General features: G+C 72.0%; 17 protein-coding genes. 4 read left to right on the top strand and 13 right to left on the bottom strand.

Annotation, left to right across the window (positions count from 1 at the left end; translation table 11 throughout):
• Positions 1-156: 156 nt before the first annotated feature.
• Positions 157-849: a TerB family tellurite resistance protein gene (locus tag R2D22_RS25010; RefSeq protein WP_318106910.1), complete on the bottom strand. Its 693-nt coding sequence runs from the start codon at positions 847-849 to the stop codon at positions 157-159.
• A 205-nt stretch (positions 850-1,054) separates the two neighbouring features.
• A complete protein-coding gene (leuA, locus tag R2D22_RS25005) occupies positions 1,055-2,827 on the bottom strand; it encodes a 2-isopropylmalate synthase (protein WP_318106909.1) in 1,773 nt (590 codons plus the stop codon).
• Between the two features lie 294 nt (positions 2,828-3,121).
• On the opposite strand from leuA, the gene R2D22_RS25000 reads away from it, so the two are divergent.
• Entirely contained in the window at positions 3,122-4,177 is a 1,056-nt protein-coding gene (locus R2D22_RS25000; protein ID WP_318106908.1) for a M4 family metallopeptidase, read from the top strand.
• 3 nt (positions 4,178-4,180) lie between these two features.
• Positions 4,181-4,450, top strand: a complete 270-nt coding sequence (locus R2D22_RS24995; protein WP_318106907.1) for a protealysin inhibitor emfourin — start codon at positions 4,181-4,183, stop codon at positions 4,448-4,450.
• A 7-nt stretch (positions 4,451-4,457) separates the two neighbouring features.
• On the opposite strand, the gene era is transcribed toward R2D22_RS24995, so the two are convergent.
• From era to R2D22_RS24970, 5 genes are all read right to left on the bottom strand, one after another.
• Entirely contained in the window at positions 4,458-5,399 is a 942-nt protein-coding gene (era, locus tag R2D22_RS24990; RefSeq protein ID WP_318106906.1) for a GTPase Era, read from the bottom strand.
• A gap of 38 nt (positions 5,400-5,437) precedes the next feature.
• On the bottom strand, positions 5,438-6,385 hold the full coding sequence (locus tag R2D22_RS24985; RefSeq protein WP_318106905.1) for a WxL protein peptidoglycan domain-containing protein: 948 nt from the start codon (positions 6,383-6,385) through the stop codon (positions 5,438-5,440).
• A 71-nt stretch (positions 6,386-6,456) separates the two neighbouring features.
• Positions 6,457-7,794: a beta-xylosidase gene (locus tag R2D22_RS24980; protein WP_318106904.1), complete on the bottom strand. Its 1,338-nt coding sequence runs from the start codon at positions 7,792-7,794 to the stop codon at positions 6,457-6,459.
• A 208-nt stretch (positions 7,795-8,002) separates the two neighbouring features.
• Positions 8,003-8,362 (bottom strand): cytidine deaminase, encoded by a 360-nt coding sequence (locus R2D22_RS24975; protein WP_318106903.1) that lies wholly within the window; start codon positions 8,360-8,362, stop codon positions 8,003-8,005.
• A gap of 27 nt (positions 8,363-8,389) precedes the next feature.
• Positions 8,390-9,211 (bottom strand): helix-turn-helix transcriptional regulator, encoded by an 822-nt coding sequence (locus R2D22_RS24970; protein WP_411977165.1) that lies wholly within the window; start codon positions 9,209-9,211, stop codon positions 8,390-8,392.
• Between the two features lie 158 nt (positions 9,212-9,369).
• Between R2D22_RS24970 and R2D22_RS24965 the strand changes: the two genes are divergently transcribed.
• Positions 9,370-10,770: an MFS transporter gene (locus R2D22_RS24965; RefSeq protein WP_318106901.1), complete on the top strand. Its 1,401-nt coding sequence runs from the start codon at positions 9,370-9,372 to the stop codon at positions 10,768-10,770.
• Between the two features lie 7 nt (positions 10,771-10,777).
• On the opposite strand, the gene R2D22_RS24960 is transcribed toward R2D22_RS24965, so the two are convergent.
• The 5 genes from R2D22_RS24960 to R2D22_RS24940 form a co-directional block, all read right to left on the bottom strand.
• Entirely contained in the window at positions 10,778-11,131 is a 354-nt protein-coding gene (locus R2D22_RS24960; RefSeq protein WP_318106900.1) for an MmcQ/YjbR family DNA-binding protein, read from the bottom strand.
• Positions 11,128-12,429 (bottom strand): hemolysin family protein, encoded by a 1,302-nt coding sequence (locus R2D22_RS24955; protein ID WP_318106899.1) that lies wholly within the window; start codon positions 12,427-12,429, stop codon positions 11,128-11,130. The genes R2D22_RS24960 and R2D22_RS24955 overlap by 4 nt, the downstream gene beginning before the upstream one ends.
• Before the next feature lie 19 nt (positions 12,430-12,448).
• Positions 12,449-12,946 (bottom strand): rRNA maturation RNase YbeY, encoded by a 498-nt coding sequence (gene ybeY / locus R2D22_RS24950; protein ID WP_318106898.1) that lies wholly within the window; start codon positions 12,944-12,946, stop codon positions 12,449-12,451.
• A 12-nt stretch (positions 12,947-12,958) separates the two neighbouring features.
• Complete coding sequence (locus R2D22_RS24945; RefSeq protein WP_318106897.1) at positions 12,959-13,984, bottom strand: PhoH family protein; 1,026 nt, start codon at positions 13,982-13,984, stop codon at positions 12,959-12,961.
• Positions 13,985-14,136: 152 nt separating this feature from the next.
• The gene (locus R2D22_RS24940) at positions 14,137-15,207 is read right to left on the bottom strand and encodes a carbohydrate kinase family protein (RefSeq protein WP_318109968.1); all 1,071 of its coding nucleotides are present in this window, start codon (positions 15,205-15,207) and stop codon (positions 14,137-14,139) included.
• Positions 15,208-15,505: 298 nt separating this feature from the next.
• On the opposite strand from R2D22_RS24940, the gene R2D22_RS24935 reads away from it, so the two are divergent.
• A complete protein-coding gene (locus tag R2D22_RS24935; protein WP_318106896.1) occupies positions 15,506-16,828 on the top strand; it encodes an MFS transporter in 1,323 nt (440 codons plus the stop codon).
• An 83-nt stretch (positions 16,829-16,911) separates the two neighbouring features.
• Here R2D22_RS24935 and R2D22_RS24930 read toward each other — a convergent pair whose 3' ends face one another.
• Entirely contained in the window at positions 16,912-17,952 is a 1,041-nt protein-coding gene (locus R2D22_RS24930; RefSeq protein ID WP_318106895.1) for an adenosine deaminase, read from the bottom strand.
• Position 17,953 lies beyond the last annotated feature (1 nt).

The raw sequence follows: 17,953 nt of genomic DNA, 5'->3' as shown, positions 1-17,953 counted from the left end.
GTCGTCCGATGCGTCGCTCCCAGCGTCCCGGCGGGGGCGGGCCGATTCGTCGGACCCGTGACCGAGATGGGCGGTACGACCGGAGGCGTGGAAGGACGGCGGCTACTCCCCGGGGAGTACGGCGGGGAGTACACACACGGGAGGGGCGCGGCGGAACTACAGCGGCGTGCGCGCCTCCGCGAGGAGACGGGCCGTGTCGTCCGCGGCGAGCGAGAGCGCGTTGCCGACCGTGGTCAGCACGTCCCGCTCGGACGGTGTGTACGCGCCGTCCGCGAGGGCGATCCGGGCGCCCTGCAGCAGGATCGACTCGCGCCCGGCCTGCGCCAGGTGCGGGGAGAGCGGCTCCAGCGCCTCGTGCAGCTCGATGGCGAGCGCCGCTCCGCACGGGCCGGCGTCCGGGATGAAACGTCCGGTGTCGGCGGCGAGCGCCTCGACGAGGTCGGTCAGCTGGAGGCCCGTGCAGCCGTCGAACCCGGCGGCGCGGACGGCCTGCACGGCGGTGTCCACGGCCGTGCGCGAGGAGGTGCCGCCGGCCGCGAGAACGGCGAGGGCGACGGTGTGCACCGCGTCCCGCAGCATCGCGGCGAAGCGCGAGGTGGTGGGGTGGTCGAGGGCGTCCGTGCCGAAGTGGGTCTGGCAGGCGGCGCATTCGACGACCGGTCCGGCGAATCCGCGCGGCAGCAGCGGGACGCCGAGGATCGCGAAGCGCCGACGGCCGGTACGGCGGCGGTAGTTGCGGTCTCCGCCGCACTCGGGACAGAAGAACTCGCCGTCCCCCACCGTGTTCCACGAGGTGCGAATGCCGCAGACGCGCACTTTTCGCCCCTGTCCACCTCGAAGTGAGCGCACGCCGCACCTCCGTCGTGTTTCAGCAACATTGCTGCGTGGGCGTGATGTTAGCCACATCTGTGATGTGACGTCAGCACCTCGTCATCAGTTCGCCACCGAGATGGCCGAGACACGCCATGGAAAAGGGCAGTGCCCCGCTTCCCCCGAACGGAGGAGGCGGAGCACTGCCCGGAGCGACGGAGAACCGGTACGCCGGCCCGACGCGTCAGCGCGCGGAGCGGTTGACCGCCGAGATGACCGCCTTCAGCGAGGCACGCGTGGTGTTGGCGTCGATGCCGATGCCCCACAGGACCCTGCCGTCGATGGCGCACTCGATGTACGAGGCGGCCTGCGCGGAGGCGCCCTCGCTCATCGTGTGCTCCTGGTAGTCCAGCAGTCGGGCGTCCACGCCGATCGACTGCAGGGCGTCGAAGAAGGCCGAGATCGGACCGTTGCCGGATCCGGTCAGGACGGTGTCGACGCCGTCCACGACCGCCTCCACCTTCAGGGTGTCGGTGCCGTCGGTGTCCGAGGTGGACTGGCCGGAGCGCAGCTGGATGCGACCCCATCGAGCCGCGGAGTCGTCCGGGTTCGGCAGGTACTCGTCCTGGAAGACCGACCAGATCTGCGCCGGCGTGACCTCGCCGCCCTCGGCGTCGGTCTTCGCCTGGATGATCCGCGAGAACTCGATCTGCATCCGGCGCGGCAGGTCCAGCTTGTGGTCGTTCTTCAGGACGTACGCGATGCCGCCCTTGCCGGACTGCGAGTTGACCCGGATGACCGCCTCGTAGGAGCGGCCCACGTCCTTCGGGTCGATCGGCAGGTACGGGACCGCCCACTCGATGTCGTCCACCGTCTTGCCCTGGGCGGCCGCGTCGGCCTCCATGGCGTCGAAGCCCTTCTTGATGGCGTCCTGGTGGGAGCCGGAGAAGGCCGTGTAGACCAGGTCGCCCGCGTAGGGGTGGCGCGGGTGGACCTCCATCTGGTTGCAGTACTCGCTGGTCCGGCGGATCTCGTCGATCTGCGAGAAGTCGATCTCCGGGTCGACGCCCTGGCTGAACAGGTTCATGCCCAGGGTGACCAGGTCGACGTTGCCGGTCCGCTCGCCCTGCCCGAACAGGCAGCCCTCGATGCGGTCCGCGCCGGCCATGATCGCCAGCTCGGCCGCCGCAACGGCGGTGCCGCGGTCGTTGTGCGGGTGCACGGAGACGCAGATGTGCTCGCGGCGGGTCAGGTTCCGGGACATCCACTCGAACCGGTCCGCGTGCGTGGACGGCGTCGAACGCTCCACGGTGGCGGGCAGGTTCAGGATGATCTCGCGGCCCGGGCCGGGCTGCCAGACGTCACAGACCGCCTCGCAGACCTCCAGCGCGAAGTCCAGCTCGGTGTCGGTGAAGATCTCCGGGCTGTACTGGTAGCCGAAGGTCGTCTCCGGGCCCAGCAGCTTCTCGGCGTACTCCATCACCAGGCGGGTGCCGTCGACGGCGATCTGCTTGATGTCGTCCTTCGAGCCGCGGAACACGACCCGGCGGAACGTCGGCGCGGTGGCGTTGTACAGGTGGACGGTCGCGCGCTTGGCGCCGACCAGGGACTCCACGGTCCGCTCGATCAGGTCCTCGCGGGCCTGGGTCAGTACGGAGATGGTGACGTCGTCCGGGATCGCGCCCTCTTCGATGATGGAGCGGACGAACGCGAAGTCGGTCTCGCCGGAGGACGGGAAGCCGACCTCGATCTCCTTGTAGCCCATGCGGACCAACAGGTCGAACATCTCCCGCTTGCGGGCCGGGCTCATCGGGTCGATCAGGGCCTGGTTGCCGTCACGCAGGTCGGTCGACAGCCAGCGCGGCGCCTTGGTGATCCGCTGCTCCGGCCAGGTGCGGTCCGGGATGTCGACGGCCTCGTACCGGCCGTACTTGTGGATCGGCATGCCGGACGGCTTCTGCAGGCGCGTCGCGTTGGTGATGGGCGTCGGGCGGCTGACGAACGGAGACTGGGACATTGCGTAGGGCTCCTCGGGGTCCTGCGGGAGGGACGGCCGACTGTCGAACGCAACACCAGGTCCCGCGGGGAGGGAGTCGGCCTACGACTACAGGCCCTCGCCGCGGCAGCTAAGGAGAAGCAGCCCGAAACGCATGATGTGCGAAACCATAGCCGAGGTCCGGTGGAGGCGGACGTCCCGTTTCAGTATGCGGGACGCCCCCGAAGTCAACGGCGAAATGTGGGCCATCACTCCATTTCGCCAATCATGCTCGCAGGTAGTGACACGGGAGTGACGCAGTGCCACTCTCGCGGCATGGATTCCCTTCACCCAGTCTTCTGCACGATCGTGCCGCCGCACCTTCTCGACCGGCTCGCCCGGGCCGAGAATCCGGCGATCTCCGCGGCCGCGCGCCGCACCCTGGTGTCCGACGCGGCGCGCCGGACCCAGCGCCGTCTGACCACCGTCCTGGGCGCTCCGTCCGTGGGCGCCGGAGCGGAGGCCGGCGTCCCGAACAGGAGCGTCCACGACGCGGAGCACGGCACGAAGCTGCCGGGCACCCTGGTCCGCGGCGAGGGCGACGACGCCACCCAGGACGCCACCGTCAACCGTGCGTACGGCGGGCTCGGCGCGACCTTCGAGCTGTTCAGGGCCGCGTACGGCCGGGACTCGATCGACGGCGCGGGGCTGCCGCTGATCGCCTCCGTCCACTACGACGAGAACTACGGCAACGCCTTCTGGGACGGCGAGCAGATGGTCTTCGGCGACGGGGACGGCGAGATCTTCCTCGACTTCACCCTGCCCGTCGACGTCATCGGCCACGAGCTGGCCCACGGTTTCACCCAGTACACCGCCAACCTGACGTACTTCGGCCAGCCGGGCGCGCTCAACGAGTCCGTCTCCGACGTGTTCGGCTCGCTGGTCAAGCAGTACGCCCTCGGCCAGACCGCCGAGCAGGCGGACTGGCTGATCGGCGCCGGCCTGCTGCACGAGAACGTCCAGGGCGTCGCGCTGCGCTCGATGAAGGCCCCGGGCACCGCGTACGACGACGACGTCCTCGGCAGGGACCCGCAGCCCGCGACGATGGACGACTACGTCCGCACCGGCCGGGACAACGGCGGGGTGCACATCAACTCCGGCATCCCCAACCACGCCTTCTACCTGCTGGCCACCGCGCTCGGCGGCAACGCCTGGGAGCGGGCCGGCCAGATCTGGTACGACGTGCTCACCGGCGGGGTGCTGGAGGTCGACGCGAGCTTCACCGACTTCGCGAAGGCCACCGTCAAGGCGGCGGCCGACCGGTACGGCCAGGGCGACGAGCACGAGGCCGTGGTGAAGGCGTGGTCCCAGGTGGGCGTGGGTACCCAGTAACGCATGCGCATCCAGGTACACCGCACGGGCGGGTTCGCGGGCATCGAGCGGTACGCCGAGGTCGACACCTCGGAGCGGCCCGACGCCGCGCACTGGGAGGCCCTGGCCACCCGGGCCCTCGCCCCGCACCGTGAGGACGAACCGTCGGCCGTGGTCCCGGACGGTTTCTCGTACGAGATCACGGTCGACGGCCGGTCGGTCAGCTGCCGCGACCCGCACCTGACGCACGAGCAGCGGGAGCTGATCCGGATGGTCCTGAAGGAAGGGGCGTAGCCCCGGATCAGAAGCCGAGCTTCCTGAGCTGCTTGGGGTCCCGCTGCCAGTCCTTCGCGACCTTCACGTGGAGGTCGAGGAAGACCGGGGTCCCGAGCAGCGCCTCGATGTGCTTGCGGGACTTCATGCCGACCTCCTTGAGGCGGCTGCCCTTCGGGCCGATGATGATGCCCTTCTGGCTGGGGCGCTCGATGTAGACGTTCGCGTGGATGTCCAGGAGCGGCTTGTCCGCCGGACGGTTCTCGCGCGGGATCATCTCCTCGACGACCACCGCGATCGAGTGCGGCAGCTCGTCCCGCACGCCCTCCAGCGCGGCCTCGCGGATCAGCTCCGCGACCATGACCTGCTCCGGCTCGTCCGTGAGGTCGCCCTCCGGGTAGAGCGGCGGGGACTCCGGCAGCAGCGGGATCAGCAGGTCGGCGACGAGCTGCACCTGCTTGTTGCCGACGGCCGAGACGGGGACGATCTGCGCCCACTCGAAGCCCAGCTCCTTGCCGAGCAGATCGATCGCGATGAGCTGCTCGGCGAGCGTCTTGGAGTCGACCAGGTCGGTCTTGGTGATGATCGCGACCTTCGGGGTCTTCTTGATCCCGGCGAGCTCCTTGGCGATGAAGCGGTCGCCGGGGCCGAGCTTCTGGTCCGCGGGCAGACAGAAGCCGATCACGTCGACCTCGGCCCAGGTCGTGCGGACCACGTCGTTGAGGCGCTCGCCGAGCAGGGTGCGCGGCTTGTGGAGGCCCGGCGTGTCGACCAGGATCAGCTGCGCGTCCGGCCGGTGCACGATGCCGCGCACGGTGTGCCGGGTGGTCTGCGGCCGGTTCGAGGTGATGGCCACCTTCTGGCCGACCAGAGCGTTCGTGAGGGTGGACTTGCCCGCGTTGGGGCGGCCGACGAAGCAGGCGAAGCCGGCCCGGTGGACGGCTTCGGTTTCAGGAGTGCGAGCGCTCATGGGGGCCATTGTCCCCGATGCGGGACCGCACCACGTACTCAGTGCCCGACCGCCTCGCGTCGGCGGCGCAGCAGCCACCACCCTCCGGCGCCCGTGCCGGCCGTGAGCAGCACGACGCCGACCAGCCAGGGCAGGGCCAGGAACGACGCGTGGGCGGACTCCCGCACGTCCTTCGCGGTGGCCGTGAGGGTCACCTGCCCCCAGTCGAACTGGGGTGCGTCGGCCCAGCGCTCGGTGAGCCGGATCTTCTGCCGGGGCAGCAGCTCGGAGGGGATCCTCGCGAGGTTCCGGTCGAGCAGGGTCCGGCCGAAGACGCCCTCGGCGCGCAGCGCGACCCGCGGGTTGAGGGTGACGTTGCCGCGGTTGTGCAGCGTGTACGAGACGAGCGCGCTGCTCTCCCGGGTGCCGGGGACGAGCGGCCGGTCCTGGGCGAGGGTGACGTCCTCGACGGAGAGCGCGGGGACGGTCGGGCCGTTGACCCGGAGGTAGACGCGGGCGCCGACGGCACGCTGCACGCCGACCGCGACGGAGCCGTCGCCGCCGGAGGCGATCCGCTCGTCGAGGGCGACGACGGCCCCGGGGTGGTCGCCGGGCTCGGCGTCGGCGGGGACGCTCAGGGTGAAGGGGACGGTCACCCTGGAGCGGGCCGGGACGGTGACCCGGTCGTTCGCCGGCCTGATCCAGGCCCCGGCGCCGGTCTGCTTCTCGCCGCGGGTGCGCACGGCGAAGCCGCCGTCCCGCGCGGTGTTGTAGGCGTCGGCGCCGTAGAGGCGGAAGGTCAGCGGGCCGGCGGTCTTGTTGCTGACGGTGACCTTGTCCGTGACGGAGCTGCCGGCGTCGGCGGAGAGGTAGAAGTACGGGCGGCTGCCGAGCTGCGAGGCGGCGGGGAACACGGCCCACTCGCCGTTCTCGGCGGCGTGGCCGGTCCCGGGCGCGCCGAGCAGCAGCACGAGGAGGACGACGATCAGTGCGGAGGTCTTGCGCACGGTGCGGGACTCCTGGGGTCGGAAGCGGGCCGACCGGGTGCGCGCCCGGCCCGCTGTTTTGTGGTGCCGGCTCAGGTCAGGGTCAGCGTGAGCAGGCCCGCGTACGTGCCCGGGGCCGTGAAGGCCGGGACGGCGAGCGAGACCTTGGCGCCGACGGTGAACTCACCGCCGGTGACCGTGCCGTTCGGCGTGGAGGCGAGGGTGGCCCCGCCGCTGCCGACCGATCCGGCCGAGCCCGGAACACAGGTGCTGGGGCTCCCGGCCTTGGTGGTGCAGGCAGGGGTCCAGCTGAGCTTGTCCGCGCCGATCGAGCCGCCGGCCCCGGTGAAGTCGGAGACCTTGCCGGTCAGGGACCAGCCCGCGGGGCCGCCGCGGAAGTCCTTGACGGTGACCGTCTGCAGGTCGCCGGTCGCCGCGCCGCCCTGACCGAAGTCGACGGACGACAGTTCGACGGTGTCACCGGCCTGGGTCATCGACAGCTCGCCCGCGTTGACCGCCGCGTTGAGCTTCTGGCTGCCCGGAGGCGGCGGGGTGTTGTCGATGACGGTGTACCTCGCCGGTCCGGCGCCCTTCTCCGGGTCCCAGGCGGCGCCCTCGTACGCGACGACCCCGCTGGTCGTCTTGTCGTTGACCGCCAGACGGGCGACGAAGCCGCCCTCGCTGTCCGTCGTGACCGTCATCCTGTCGGCGGTCTCGGCGGCCCCGGCCCGTCCGACGACGGTGACCTCGGCGAGCGGGGTGAACTTGGCGCCGGTGACGGTGACCCGTTCGCCGGGCGCCCCGGAGGCCGTGCCGAGCGAGATGTTCCGCTCGTTGGCGCCCGGCTGCGCGGTGGCCACGACCGTCTCGGAGACCGGTGCGGGCGGGTTGGTGACCGTACAGGGGGTGTCCAGCTCCATCAGGTAGCTGGTGTGGATGTTGTAGTCGCCGGGCGACAGGGTGATCGAGCCGGGCTGCGTGACCGTGAAGGTGCCGGTCATGGAGAACGGCGGGAAGGAGCCCTTGGGGGGCACCGGGTCGTTCTTCTTGGGGCCTGCGACGGTGACCGCGCCGGACTGGGCGCCGCCGAGGGCGACCTTGCCGGTCGGGGTCATGATGTCGGCCGGGAGGGCCAGGTCGACCGGGTTGGACGCGGCGGGCTTGGTCACCGTGTAGGTGACGGTGACCGTGTCGCCGACCTTGGGCGTCGGGTTGTCGACGGTGATCTGGGCGGTGGTGGTGCCGTCGATGGGCGGGATGCCGGCGATCGGCGGCGGCACGCAGTGCGTCGCGAAGTCGACCGGGGCCGACGCGAGTGCCGCGGCGCCGGCGGGCGCGGCGAGGGTGCCGCCGCCGGCGAGCACGAGAGCGGTGACGCCGAAGGCGGCGGTCCAGCGCCGTCTTCGGGTCCTGGTCCGGAGCAGTGCCATGTGTGCCCCTCCTCTGGGATGAGAGGGCGCCATTGACGGCCGCGCGGCAAGAGAAGTCAATGCAATCGAAATGCGCCGACTGATGACCCATCAGATACTGTCAAGATCGAGCCACAAGATCGACGTTTCCGCAGGTGGGCAGGCATGGAAGCGGGGCCCGGCATTCCGCCGAGCCCCGTTCGACCGGTTCGCCGGTCCGGCCGGTTCGTCAGCCCGCGGTGACGGCGGCGCGCAGCTTTCCGTCCGGCCCGGCGAGCAGCACCGGGGTCTCGGGGCCGCCCAGGTCCCGTACGGCGGCGCGGTCCGCGTCCGAGGCCGCCTCGGCGTTCGAGACGACGGCCGCGGCCTCGAGCGACTGCGCGCCGCTGGCGACGGCCATCGCGACCGCCGTCTGGAGCGCGCTGAGCTTGAGCGAATCCAGGGCGACGGTCCCGGCGACGTACGTCCGGCCGGTCTCGTCGCGCACGGCGGCACCCTCCGGCACACCGTTGCGGGCGCGGGCGCTGCGCGCCAGCGTGATGATCTTGAGGTCCTCGGCGCCGAGGTCGCCGTGCTCGCTGAGTGTCATGATCCGAGCATAGGTCGGCGGTCCCGCTCAGCCCGCCACCGGGTACATGGCCCCCCGCCGGCCCTCCGGCGAGACCAGCCACTCCAGCTTCGCCGCCGTGTCCGCCACCGGCAGCGGGGTGTGCAGCACGATCACGAGATCGGGACGGGCGGGCACCGTCAGCTGGGTGGACTCCACGACCAGCTCGCCGACCAGAGGGTGCTCCATCTCCTTGCGGTTCTGGCCGCCCGGCAGGATGTCCCGCCGCTCCCACAGCTCGGCGAACTCCGCACTGGCCGCCTTCGCCTCCTCGACGACCGCCTGGAACCCGTCGTCGTCCGGGCACTCCGAGCAGGCGGACCGGAACTGCGCGACGACCTTCGGCGCCAGCTCGGCCCAGCCCTTCGACCGCGCGCGGTACAGCGGGTCGGTGAAGAAGGCGATCAGGCAGTTCTGGGTGATCTCCGGCCGCATGCCGAGCACGATCGCCGCCGCGTCGTTGTACAGCACGGTGTTCCAGTACCGGTCCATGATGTGCGCGGGGAACGGCATCCACGCGTCGATGAGCCGCCGCAGCCCCTGGCACATGTCCCGGTCCTCCGGGGCCGGCTCCAGGGCCGGCGGGTTGAGCGCCGCCAGTACGTACAGATGGCGCCGCTCCGCCGGGCTCAGCCGCAGCACCCGCGCCACCGAGTCCAGGACCTGCGGCGAGACGGTGATGTCCCGGCCCTGCTCCAGCCACTGGTACCAGGAGACTCCCACCCCCGCGAGCACGGCGACCTCCTCGCGGCGCAGCCCGGGCGTACGGCGCCGGGCGCCACCGTCCGGCAGACCGGCCTCCGAGGGGCTCACCCGGGCCCGACGGCTCATCAGGAACTCGCGGAGTTCGGCCAGTCGGCGGGTTTTCGCGCCGCTGCTCTCGAGTGCGGTGGCCACGTGTGCTTCCTCCCCCTGGATGCCTGGTGGTGCGACCAACAGGATAATTTCCCGCTCCCCACGGTTGTTCCCGCGACCGGAGGGTGGACGGCATGGCAACCCTGACCACTCCCCCGTCCGCCCCCGCCGCCGACCCCGGCCTGACGGGACGCACCCGGCTGATCCTCTTCGTGCTGTGCGCGGCCCAGTTCATGGTGGCGCTCGACTTCTCCGTCCTGAACGTGGCGCTCCCCGCGCTCGGCGCCGACCTCGGACTGAGCTCCTCCGCCCTCCAGTGGGCGGTCACCGCGTTCGCCCTGCCGTCCGGCGGCTTCCTGCTGCTCTCCGGGCGGCTCGGCGACCTCTACGGGCGCAAGCGGCTGTTCCTCGCCGGGCTCGCCCTCTTCGGCACGGCCTCGCTGCTCGCCACCTTCGCCTGGGACCCGGCCTCCTTCCTGACCGGCCGGGCCCTCCAGGGCCTCGGCGCGGCGGCGATCGTGCCGACCGGCATGTCGCTGCTGACCACCACCTTCCCGGAGGGCCCGCTGCGCGACCGGGCGCTCGGCATCTCCGGCACCCTGCTCTCGCTCGGCTTCACGGTCGGCATGGTGCTCGGCGGGGTCATGACCGACACGCTCGGCTGGCGCTCGACGATGGGCCTGCTCGCCGTGTTCACCCTGATCGTGCTGCCGCTCGCGCCGGGGCTGCTGCCCGAGTCGCGGACGCCGGAGCGCCCGCGGCTCGACGTGCCCGGCGCGGTGACCGTCACCGGCGGTCTGCTGGCACTGATCTACGCCCTGTCGACGGCCGCGGAGCGCGGCTTCGGCGGCGCGGACGTACTGGTCACGCTGGTCGCCGGCATCGCACTCCTGGTGGCGTTCGTGCTCGTGGAGTCGCGGCACGACGCCCCGCTGGTCTCGCTGCCGATGCTGAAGCGGCGCACGGTCGCCTTCGGCAACCTCGGCGGACTGATCACCTTCTCGATGATGTCGACCGTCGTCTTCGTCCTGACGCTCTACCTCCAGCAGACGCTGAAGCTCTCGTCCTTCGCCACCGGCCTGGTCTTCGGCGTGCAGGGCGTCGTCTCGGTCTTCGCCGGGACGGTGGCGCCGAAGGTGATCGGCCGGCTCGGCGCCCGGCGCACGCTGGTGCTCTCGCTCGCCGGGCAGGGCCTGTTCGTGGCGGCGATCCTGGGCATCGGCGCCGAGTCGGGCGCGATCCTCGCGGCCGTCGCGGTCTCGCTGGCGTCCATGTGCCACCTCGGCGCGATCATCTCGTACGGCGTGACCGTCACCTCGGGCGTCCCGGACGAGGAGCAGGGCCTGGCCACCGGTCTGGTGACCACGACCCAGCAGGTCGGCATCACGATCGGCATCCCGCTGCTCGGCGTGCTCGCGACGACCGGCACGCGCCTGTACGACGGGGTGCGCACCGTCCTTCTGCTGGACGCGGCGATCGTGCTGGCCGCGGCGCTGCTGCTCGCGGTGGGCCTCCGCAAGGGGCGCGCCGCCTGACCGGAGCCTACGGGCGGTCGAGCTTGAGCCGCTCCGCCCGGGGCAGACCGGCGACCACGAGGTCGTACGAGTCCTCGATCAGCTCCCGGACCATCCGGTCCGGGAGCTCGCCCACGGTCACCGTGTTCCAGTGCCGCTTGTTCATGTGGTACCCGGGGGCGATCGCCGGGTACTCCTCGCGCAGCCGTACCGCGTCGTCCGGATCGCACTTGAGATTGATCGTCAGCGGTTCCCCGTCCAGCGCGCAGAGGGCGAACATCTTGCCCTTCACCTTGAAGACGGAGATCTCGGGGCGGAACGGGAACTCCTCCGTCGCGGCGTTGAAGTCCAGACAGAACGCCCTCAGCTGCTCCGCGTTCACGCACTCTCCTCCGGATCGGGTTCGGGTTCGGGCTCCGCGAGCACCGTCACGATCTTGTTCCGGCGGCCGGCCGGCGACTCCGCCGTGAGCCGCAGCGAACGCCCGTCGGGCAGCTCCACGACGGCCGAGGCGCCCGCGATCGGGACCCGGCCGAGCGCCTTCGCGAGCAGCCCGCCGACCGTCTCGACGTCCTCGTCGTCGTACTCGTCCGCGCCGAAGCCGTACAGCTCGCCGAGGTCGCCGATGTCGAGGCGGGCGGTGACCCGGTAGCGGTCGTCGCCCAGCTCCTGGACCGGCGGCAGCTCGCGGTCGTACTCGTCGGTGATCTCGCCGACGATCTCCTCCAGGATGTCCTCGATCGTGACGATGCCGGCCGTGCCGCCGTACTCGTCGATCACCACGGCGACGTGGTTGCGCTCCTGCTGCATCTCGCGCAGCAGGTCGCCGGCGTTCTTCGTGTCGGGCACGAACGCGGCCGAACGCATCGCCGTCGAGACGAGGTCCGCCTCCGACTCGCGGTTGATGTGCGTCTTGCGGACCAGGTCCTTCAGATAGACGACGCCGACGATGTCGTCCTCGTTCTCCCCGGTGACGGGGATCCGCGAGAAGCCGGAGCGCAGCGCGAGCGTCAGCGCCTGCCGGATCGTCTTGTACCGCTCGATGCAGACCAGGTCGGTGCGCGGCACCATCACCTCGCGCACGAGGGTGTCGCCGAGCTCGAAGACCGAGTGCACCATCCGGCGTTCCTCGTCCTCGATCAGCGACTCCTGCTCGGCGAGGTCGACCATCGCCCGCAGCTCGGCCTCGGAGGCGAAGGGGCCCTTGCGGAAGCCCTTGCCCGGGGTGAGCGCGTTGCCGATGAGGATCAGCAGCTGCGGGATCGGGCCCATCACGCGGGCCAGCGGCAGCAGCACGTACGCCGCCGCCGTCGCGGTGTTCAGCGGGTGCTGGCGGCCGATGGTCCGCGGCGAGACGCCGACGGCGACGTACGACACGAGCACCATGACGGCGATCGCGACGAGCAGCGCCTGCCAGGTCTCCTGGAAGTACTCCAGGCAGGCGTACGTGACGAGGACGCCGGCCGCCATCTCGCAGGCGACCCGGACGAGCAGGGCCACGTTGAGATAGCGGGTGGGGTCGGAGGCGACCTGGGCGAGCTTGTCGGCGCCGCGCCGCCCGGACCGTACGGCCTCGGCGGCGCGGAAGCTGGACACCCGGGCGAGACCGGCCTCGGCGCAGGCCGCCAGCCAGGCCACGACGACCAGGGCGACCGCGCCGAGGATCAGTGAAACGTCCATCGAGGACCCGGGCCCCCGGTCAGGAGACGGTCGGCGCCGGGGACGGGCCGGTCAGGCCCTTCTCCGCGCGCCAGCCGTCGACGATGGCCGCCTGGAGGCCGAACATCTCGGCCTTCTCGTCGGCCTCCTCGTGGTCGTACCCGAGCAGGTGCAGCACTCCGTGCACGGTGAGGAGCTGGAGCTCCTCGTCCATGGAGTGCTTCGTCGGCGCGTCCTCGCCCTGCTTGGTCGCGACCTCGGGGCAGAGCACGATGTCGCCGAGGAGCCCCTGCGGGGGCTCCTCGTCGTCCTTCGTCGGCGGACGCAGCTCGTCCATCGGGAACGACATGACGTCCGTCGGGCCCGGCAGATCCATCCACTGGATGTGGAGCTGCTCCATCGCCTCCGCGTCCACCACGATCACCGACAGCTCGGAGAGCGGGTGGATGCGCATCCGCGCCAGCGCGTAGCGGGCGATGTCGAGGATCGCCTGCTCGTCGACCTCGGTACCGGACTCGTTGTTGACGTCGATCGACATGGTGCGCTGTGACTACTTCCCGTTGGAGCCGTTCCGGCTGTCGTACTGCTCGTACGCGTCGACGATACGGCCGACGAGCTTGTGCCGGACGACATCCTGCGACGTGAGCGTCGAGAAGTGCACGTCCGGGACGCCGTCCAGGATGTCGCGCACCTGTCGCAGACCGCTCTTCGTGCCGCCGGGCAGGTCGACCTGGGTGATGTCACCGGTGATGACGATCTTCGAGTCGAAGCCGAGGCGGGTCAGGAACATCTTCATCTGCTCGGGGTTCGTGTTCTGCGCCTCGTCGAGGATGATGAACGCGTCGTTGAGCGTCCGGCCTCGCATGTACGCCAGCGGCGCGACCTCGATCGTCCCGTTCGCCATCAGCTTGGGGATGGAGTCCGGGTCGAGCATGTCGTGCAGCGCGTCGTACAGCGGACGCAGGTACGGGTCGATCTTCTCGTAGAGCGTGCCGGGCAGGAAGCCGAGCCGCTCGCCCGCCTCGACGGCCGGGCGGGTCAGGATGATCCGGGTGACCTGCTTGGACTGCAGGGCCTGGACCGCCTTGGCCATCGCCAGGTACGTCTTGCCGGTGCCGGCGGGGCCGATGCCGAAGACGATGGTGTGCTTGTCGATGGCGTCGACGTAGCGCTTCTGGTTGAGGGTCTTGGGGCGGATCGTGCGACCGCGGCTGGAGAGGATGTTCTGGGTGAGCACCTCGGCCGGGGTCTCGTCCTGGCCGTTGCCGTTCTCGCTCGCCCTGAGCATGGCGATCGAGCGTTCCACTGCGTCCTCCGTCATCGGCTGACCGGTGCGGAGCACCAGCATCATCTCGTCGAACAGGCGCTGGATCAGCGCGACTTCCGCCGCATCACCGGTCGCCCGGACCTCATTGCCCCGGACATGGATGTCGGCGGCCGGGAACGCCTTCTCGATCACGCGGAGCAGGGAGTCGCCGGAACCGAGAACGGTCACCATCGGATGCTTGGCGGGCACGGTGAACCGCGCCTGCGCCTGACCGGGCACTCCCTCGTGGGCTGTGGATGTCTGAGTCATGGGCCGGCACTGTGGCCTGCACATACCTCCCGCTGCAGGGTTCTCGCTGCTCGACAACCTCTCGGGTACCAAGCCTACGACTTGTCACTGACAAGGCCGAAGCCTTTTACGCGGGGGCGTGCGGCGGGGGCTCCACGCCGGGGGCGCGGGCCTCAGGCCGGGGCGGCGCGGAAGCCGATCGTGGGGACGGCGCGGCGCAGCGGCCAGGGGCGGGCCTCGGCGGGCAGCAGCCCCTCCAGGAAGGCGTACCGGTCGCGCAGCGCCGCCGGGTCCTGGCCGGCGTGCTCCTGGGCCTTGTGCCACCAGGCCGCGACCTCGCCCCAGCCGGGCGCGGAGAGCGAGCCGCCGAACTCCTGCACCGACAGGGCGGCGATCAGGCCGGCGAAGGCGAGGCGGTCGGCGAGCGGCCAGCCGGCCAGGGTACCGGTGACGAATCCGGCGACGAAGACGTCCCCGGCGCCGGTCGGGTCGAGCGCGGAGACCTGGATCGCCGGGACCTCGGCGGTCTCGCCGGTCCCGCCGTCCACCGCGTACGCGCCCTCCGCGCCGAGCGTGACGACCGCGTACCGGACCTTGTCGGCCAGCGCCCGGGCGGCGGCCCGGGGGCACTCGGTCCGGGTGTAGCGCATGGCCTCCACCGCGTTCGGCAGGAACGCCTCGCAGTGCTCCAGGTCGGTCAGGCCTGCCAGGTCCCAGCGGCCGGTCTCGTCCCAGCCGACGTCGGCGAAGATCCGGGCCCCGGAGCGGGCGGCGCGGACGATCCACTCCTCGCTGCGGCCGGGCACCAGGGACGCGACGGCGGCCCGGGCGTGCGGCGGGTAGGCGGGCGGCGCGCCACCGTCCAGCGGCGGGGCGTCGTGGCCGTGCGACACCATGGTGCGCTCGCCCTCGTAGGCCATCGAGACGGTGACCGGCGAGTGCCAGCCGGGAACGGTCCGGGACAGGGACAGATCGATGCCCTCGCCCTGTTCCAGGGCGTCCCAGCAGTACTCGCCGTAGTGGTCGTCGCCGAAGGCGGCGGCCAGCGAGGTGCGCAGGCCGAGCCGGGCGAGCGCGGTGGCCATGTTGGCGACGCCGCCGGGGCTGGAGCCCATACCGCGGGCCCAGGACTCGGTGCCGCGGACGGGCGCGCTGTCGAGCCCGGTGAAGATGATGTCCAGGAAGACCATGCCGGTGAGGAAGACGTCGCAGGGCGGGTCGGCCGGGCCGCGGACGGCGCCCAACGGGTCGACTCCGGCGGTGCGTTCGCTGTCTTCTCCCCTGGTGGTCACGGCAGGCTCCCGGGTCGTGGTGCGGATCTGGCCAGTGTGCCCGAAGGGGACCGGGCGACGCGGGTGACGCAGCCGGAAAGGACACTCCGCTACCCGGCAGGTCCGGCCCCAAACCCATGGTGACCCAGATCACGGATCGAAAGGGTTCATAGCGCCTTCACCAGGCGCGCGGGCGCTTGATACACATGGTGCCGCGATCCCGTGCAACACCGGGCGCTCCACCTCCCGCCCCTTGTTCTCTGGAACGCCCATGTCGTCGCGCCCGCGGGCCCCCTGGCCCCTCGTCGCCCTCTTCACGGCCGGCTACGTCGCCCCGTACCTCCTGCCCACCGTCGTCGGACGGCTCTCCGCCGGGCTCGGCCTCGCCCCGGCACAGGCCGGCCTGGCCGGCTCGGTGCTGCTGCTCGCCTCGGCGTGCGCGGGCTTCACGCTCGCGTCGCGGGTGGAGCGGATCGGCCCGCGCCGCGCGGCGCGGGCGGGCCTGCTGGCGATGGTGGCCGGCTACGGCACGGCGGCGGCGGCTTCGCTCGTCCCCCTGGTGATCGCGGGCGCGGTCGTGGGCGGCTTCGGCTCGGGCACGGCGACGGCGGTGGCCGCGGCGGGCATCGCCGGACAGCGCGACCCGCACCGCGCGTCGACGCTTGGCCTGCTGTCGGTCTCGGCGACGGCAGGCGCGCTGTACCTGACGCTCCCCCACCTGGGCCCCGGCCACGGGCTGCCTTTCGCCTCGATCGCGACCGTGGCGGCGGCGGTGTGGCCCACGACGAGGGGGCTCGCGGGGAGCGGCGTGGGGCCGACGGCCGGGACGCCCACGCTTTCCGGCTCTCCGCTGCCGCACCGGCGCGCCGGCGCGGTGCTGGCGGGGGCGATCCTGCTGTGGTCACTCGCGCAGAACGCCCTGTGGGGCGTCAGCGGGCGCATCGGCGTGACGCAGGCCGGGCTCGGCGAGGTCACGGTGGGCGCGGTGTTCGCGGTGGCGCTGGGCGCGGGCCTGGTGGGGGTGACGGCCGCGGGCGTCCTGGGCTCGCGGCTCGGGCGCGCCGTGCCGATCGGCGCGGGCACGGTGACCATCGCGGTGTGCGTGTGGGCGAGTTCGGGGGCGGACGGGCTGGCGTCGTTCGCGACGGGCGAGATCCTGTGGAACGCGGTCTACCCGATCGTCCTCTCGTACCTGATCGGCCTGGCCGCCTCGCTGGACCCGCGGGGTCGCTGGGCGGTGCTGGTCGGCTCGGCGTCCTCGCTGGGCGTGGCCTGCGGCCCCTTCACCGGCAGCCTCCTGTCGGAGGCGGCGGGCTACCCGGGGATGGGCCTGGTCCTGGGCGCCCTGCTCCTGACGGTGGCGGTCCCCATGACGGCGGTCGCCCTCCACACGTCGGGCCGCCCCCTGGTCCCCGGCTCCGTCCACCGCCGCGGCGGCGCCCCGGCAGCGGTCCTGGCCGGCCGAACACCCGCCCCGACGGGCCCCCTCCCCCAGATGGGCGCCCCGGAACAGCCGATCGCGGAGATCCCCCTGAAAACCCGCCGCACCCCCCGCACAGCGTTCCGCCTGGCCCGCCCGGGCAACCGCGGGTAGCAGGCGGGGCCGCCGAAAGGGCGCGCCCGCGGTGGGTCGCGGCGAGGTGGGGCTGGAGTCCGCCGCAGGCGCCCCCGCCCGCGCTACGCGCCGTCGAAGTCGTGCGCCTCGACCTCTGCCAGGTACCGCGCCCGCCGCGGCTCGTCGTCGTCGAGGAACGACGCTTCGAAGGAGTTGCGGGCCAGTAGCCGGAGCTGGTCCGGCGACAGTCCCAGCGTCGCTCGGACCGCGTCGAAGTTGTCGCCCACGTACCCGCCGAAGTACGCCGGGTCGTCGGAGTTCACCGTGACCACCAGCCCCGCCGCCAGCATCGACGGCAGCGGGTGGTCCGCCAGGGTGTCGACCGCGCGGAGGCGCACGTTGGAGAGGGGGCACAGGGTGAGGGGGACGCGGTCGCGGACCAGCCGGGACACCAGCTCCGGGTCCTCCATCGACCGCAGACCGTGGTCGATCCGCTCCACGCCGAGGACGTCCAGCGCCTCCCGCACGTACGCCGCCGGGCCCTCCTCGCCCGCGTGGGCGACCCGGCGCAGCCCCAGCGCGGCGGCCGCCTCGTACACCTCGCGGAACTTCGCCGGCGGATGCCCGACCTCCGCCGAGTCGAGGCCGACGCCGGTGATCCGGTCCAGGTACGGCCTCGCCGCCTCCAGCGTCGCGAGCGCCGACTCGGCGGACTCGTCCCGCAGGAAGCACATGATCAGCCGCGTCGAGACGCCGTGCCGCTCCTCGCTGCGGTCCAGCGCGGCGCCCAGGCCCTCGACGACCGTGCCGAGCGGCACCCCGCGGGCGGTGTGCGCCTGCGGGTCGAAGAAGATCTCGGCGTGCCGCACACCCTGCGCCGCCGCCCGCGCCAGATACGCGTCGGCCAGCTCGGTGAAGTCCTCGGCGGTCCGCAGCACGGCCATCAGGCCGTAGTACAGGTCGAGGAACGACTGCAGGTCGCTGAACCGGTAGGCGGCCCGCAGCTCCTCCGTGTCGCGGTAGGGAAGCTCGACGCCGTTGCGCGCGGCGAGCGCGAAGGCCAGCTCGGGTTCGAGCGTGCCCTCGATGTGGAGGTGGAGTTCCGCCTTCGGCAGGGGTCGGGACTGCGGGCGGGGCTGTGGGTGGGGCTGCGGGTGGTCCACG

This window comes from Streptomyces sp. HUAS YS2, from assembly GCF_033343995.1.
GTDB lineage: Bacteria > Actinomycetota > Actinomycetes > Streptomycetales > Streptomycetaceae > Streptomyces > Streptomyces solicathayae.
The sequence above is the reverse complement of the archived record's forward strand: the minus strand, read 5'-3'. Positions and strand labels throughout refer to the sequence as shown.

What these genes read in the sequence shown, in the direction of transcription:
- leuA (WP_318106909.1), bottom strand. Translation starts at nt 2,827, where the DNA reads ATGTCCCAGTCTCCGTTCGTCAGCCGCCCGACGCCCATCACCAACGCG.
- R2D22_RS25000 (WP_318106908.1), top strand. Translation starts at nt 3,122, where the DNA reads ATGGATTCCCTTCACCCAGTCTTCTGCACGATCGTGCCGCCGCACCTT.
- R2D22_RS24995 (WP_318106907.1), top strand. Translation starts at nt 4,181, where the DNA reads ATGCGCATCCAGGTACACCGCACGGGCGGGTTCGCGGGCATCGAGCGG.
- era (WP_318106906.1), bottom strand. Translation starts at nt 5,399, where the DNA reads ATGAGCGCTCGCACTCCTGAAACCGAAGCCGTCCACCGGGCCGGCTTC.
- R2D22_RS24980 (WP_318106904.1), bottom strand. Translation starts at nt 7,794, where the DNA reads ATGGCACTGCTCCGGACCAGGACCCGAAGACGGCGCTGGACCGCCGCC.
- R2D22_RS24975 (WP_318106903.1), bottom strand. Translation starts at nt 8,362, where the DNA reads ATGACACTCAGCGAGCACGGCGACCTCGGCGCCGAGGACCTCAAGATC.
- R2D22_RS24970 (WP_411977165.1), bottom strand. Translation starts at nt 9,211, where the DNA reads ATGAGCCGTCGGGCCCGGGTGAGCCCCTCGGAGGCCGGTCTGCCGGAC.
- R2D22_RS24965 (WP_318106901.1), top strand. Translation starts at nt 9,370, where the DNA reads ATGGCAACCCTGACCACTCCCCCGTCCGCCCCCGCCGCCGACCCCGGC.
- R2D22_RS24955 (WP_318106899.1), bottom strand. Translation starts at nt 12,429, where the DNA reads ATGGACGTTTCACTGATCCTCGGCGCGGTCGCCCTGGTCGTCGTGGCC.
- ybeY (WP_318106898.1), bottom strand. Translation starts at nt 12,946, where the DNA reads ATGTCGATCGACGTCAACAACGAGTCCGGTACCGAGGTCGACGAGCAG.
- R2D22_RS24945 (WP_318106897.1), bottom strand. Translation starts at nt 13,984, where the DNA reads ATGACTCAGACATCCACAGCCCACGAGGGAGTGCCCGGTCAGGCGCAG.
- R2D22_RS24935 (WP_318106896.1), top strand. Translation starts at nt 15,506, where the DNA reads ATGTCGTCGCGCCCGCGGGCCCCCTGGCCCCTCGTCGCCCTCTTCACG.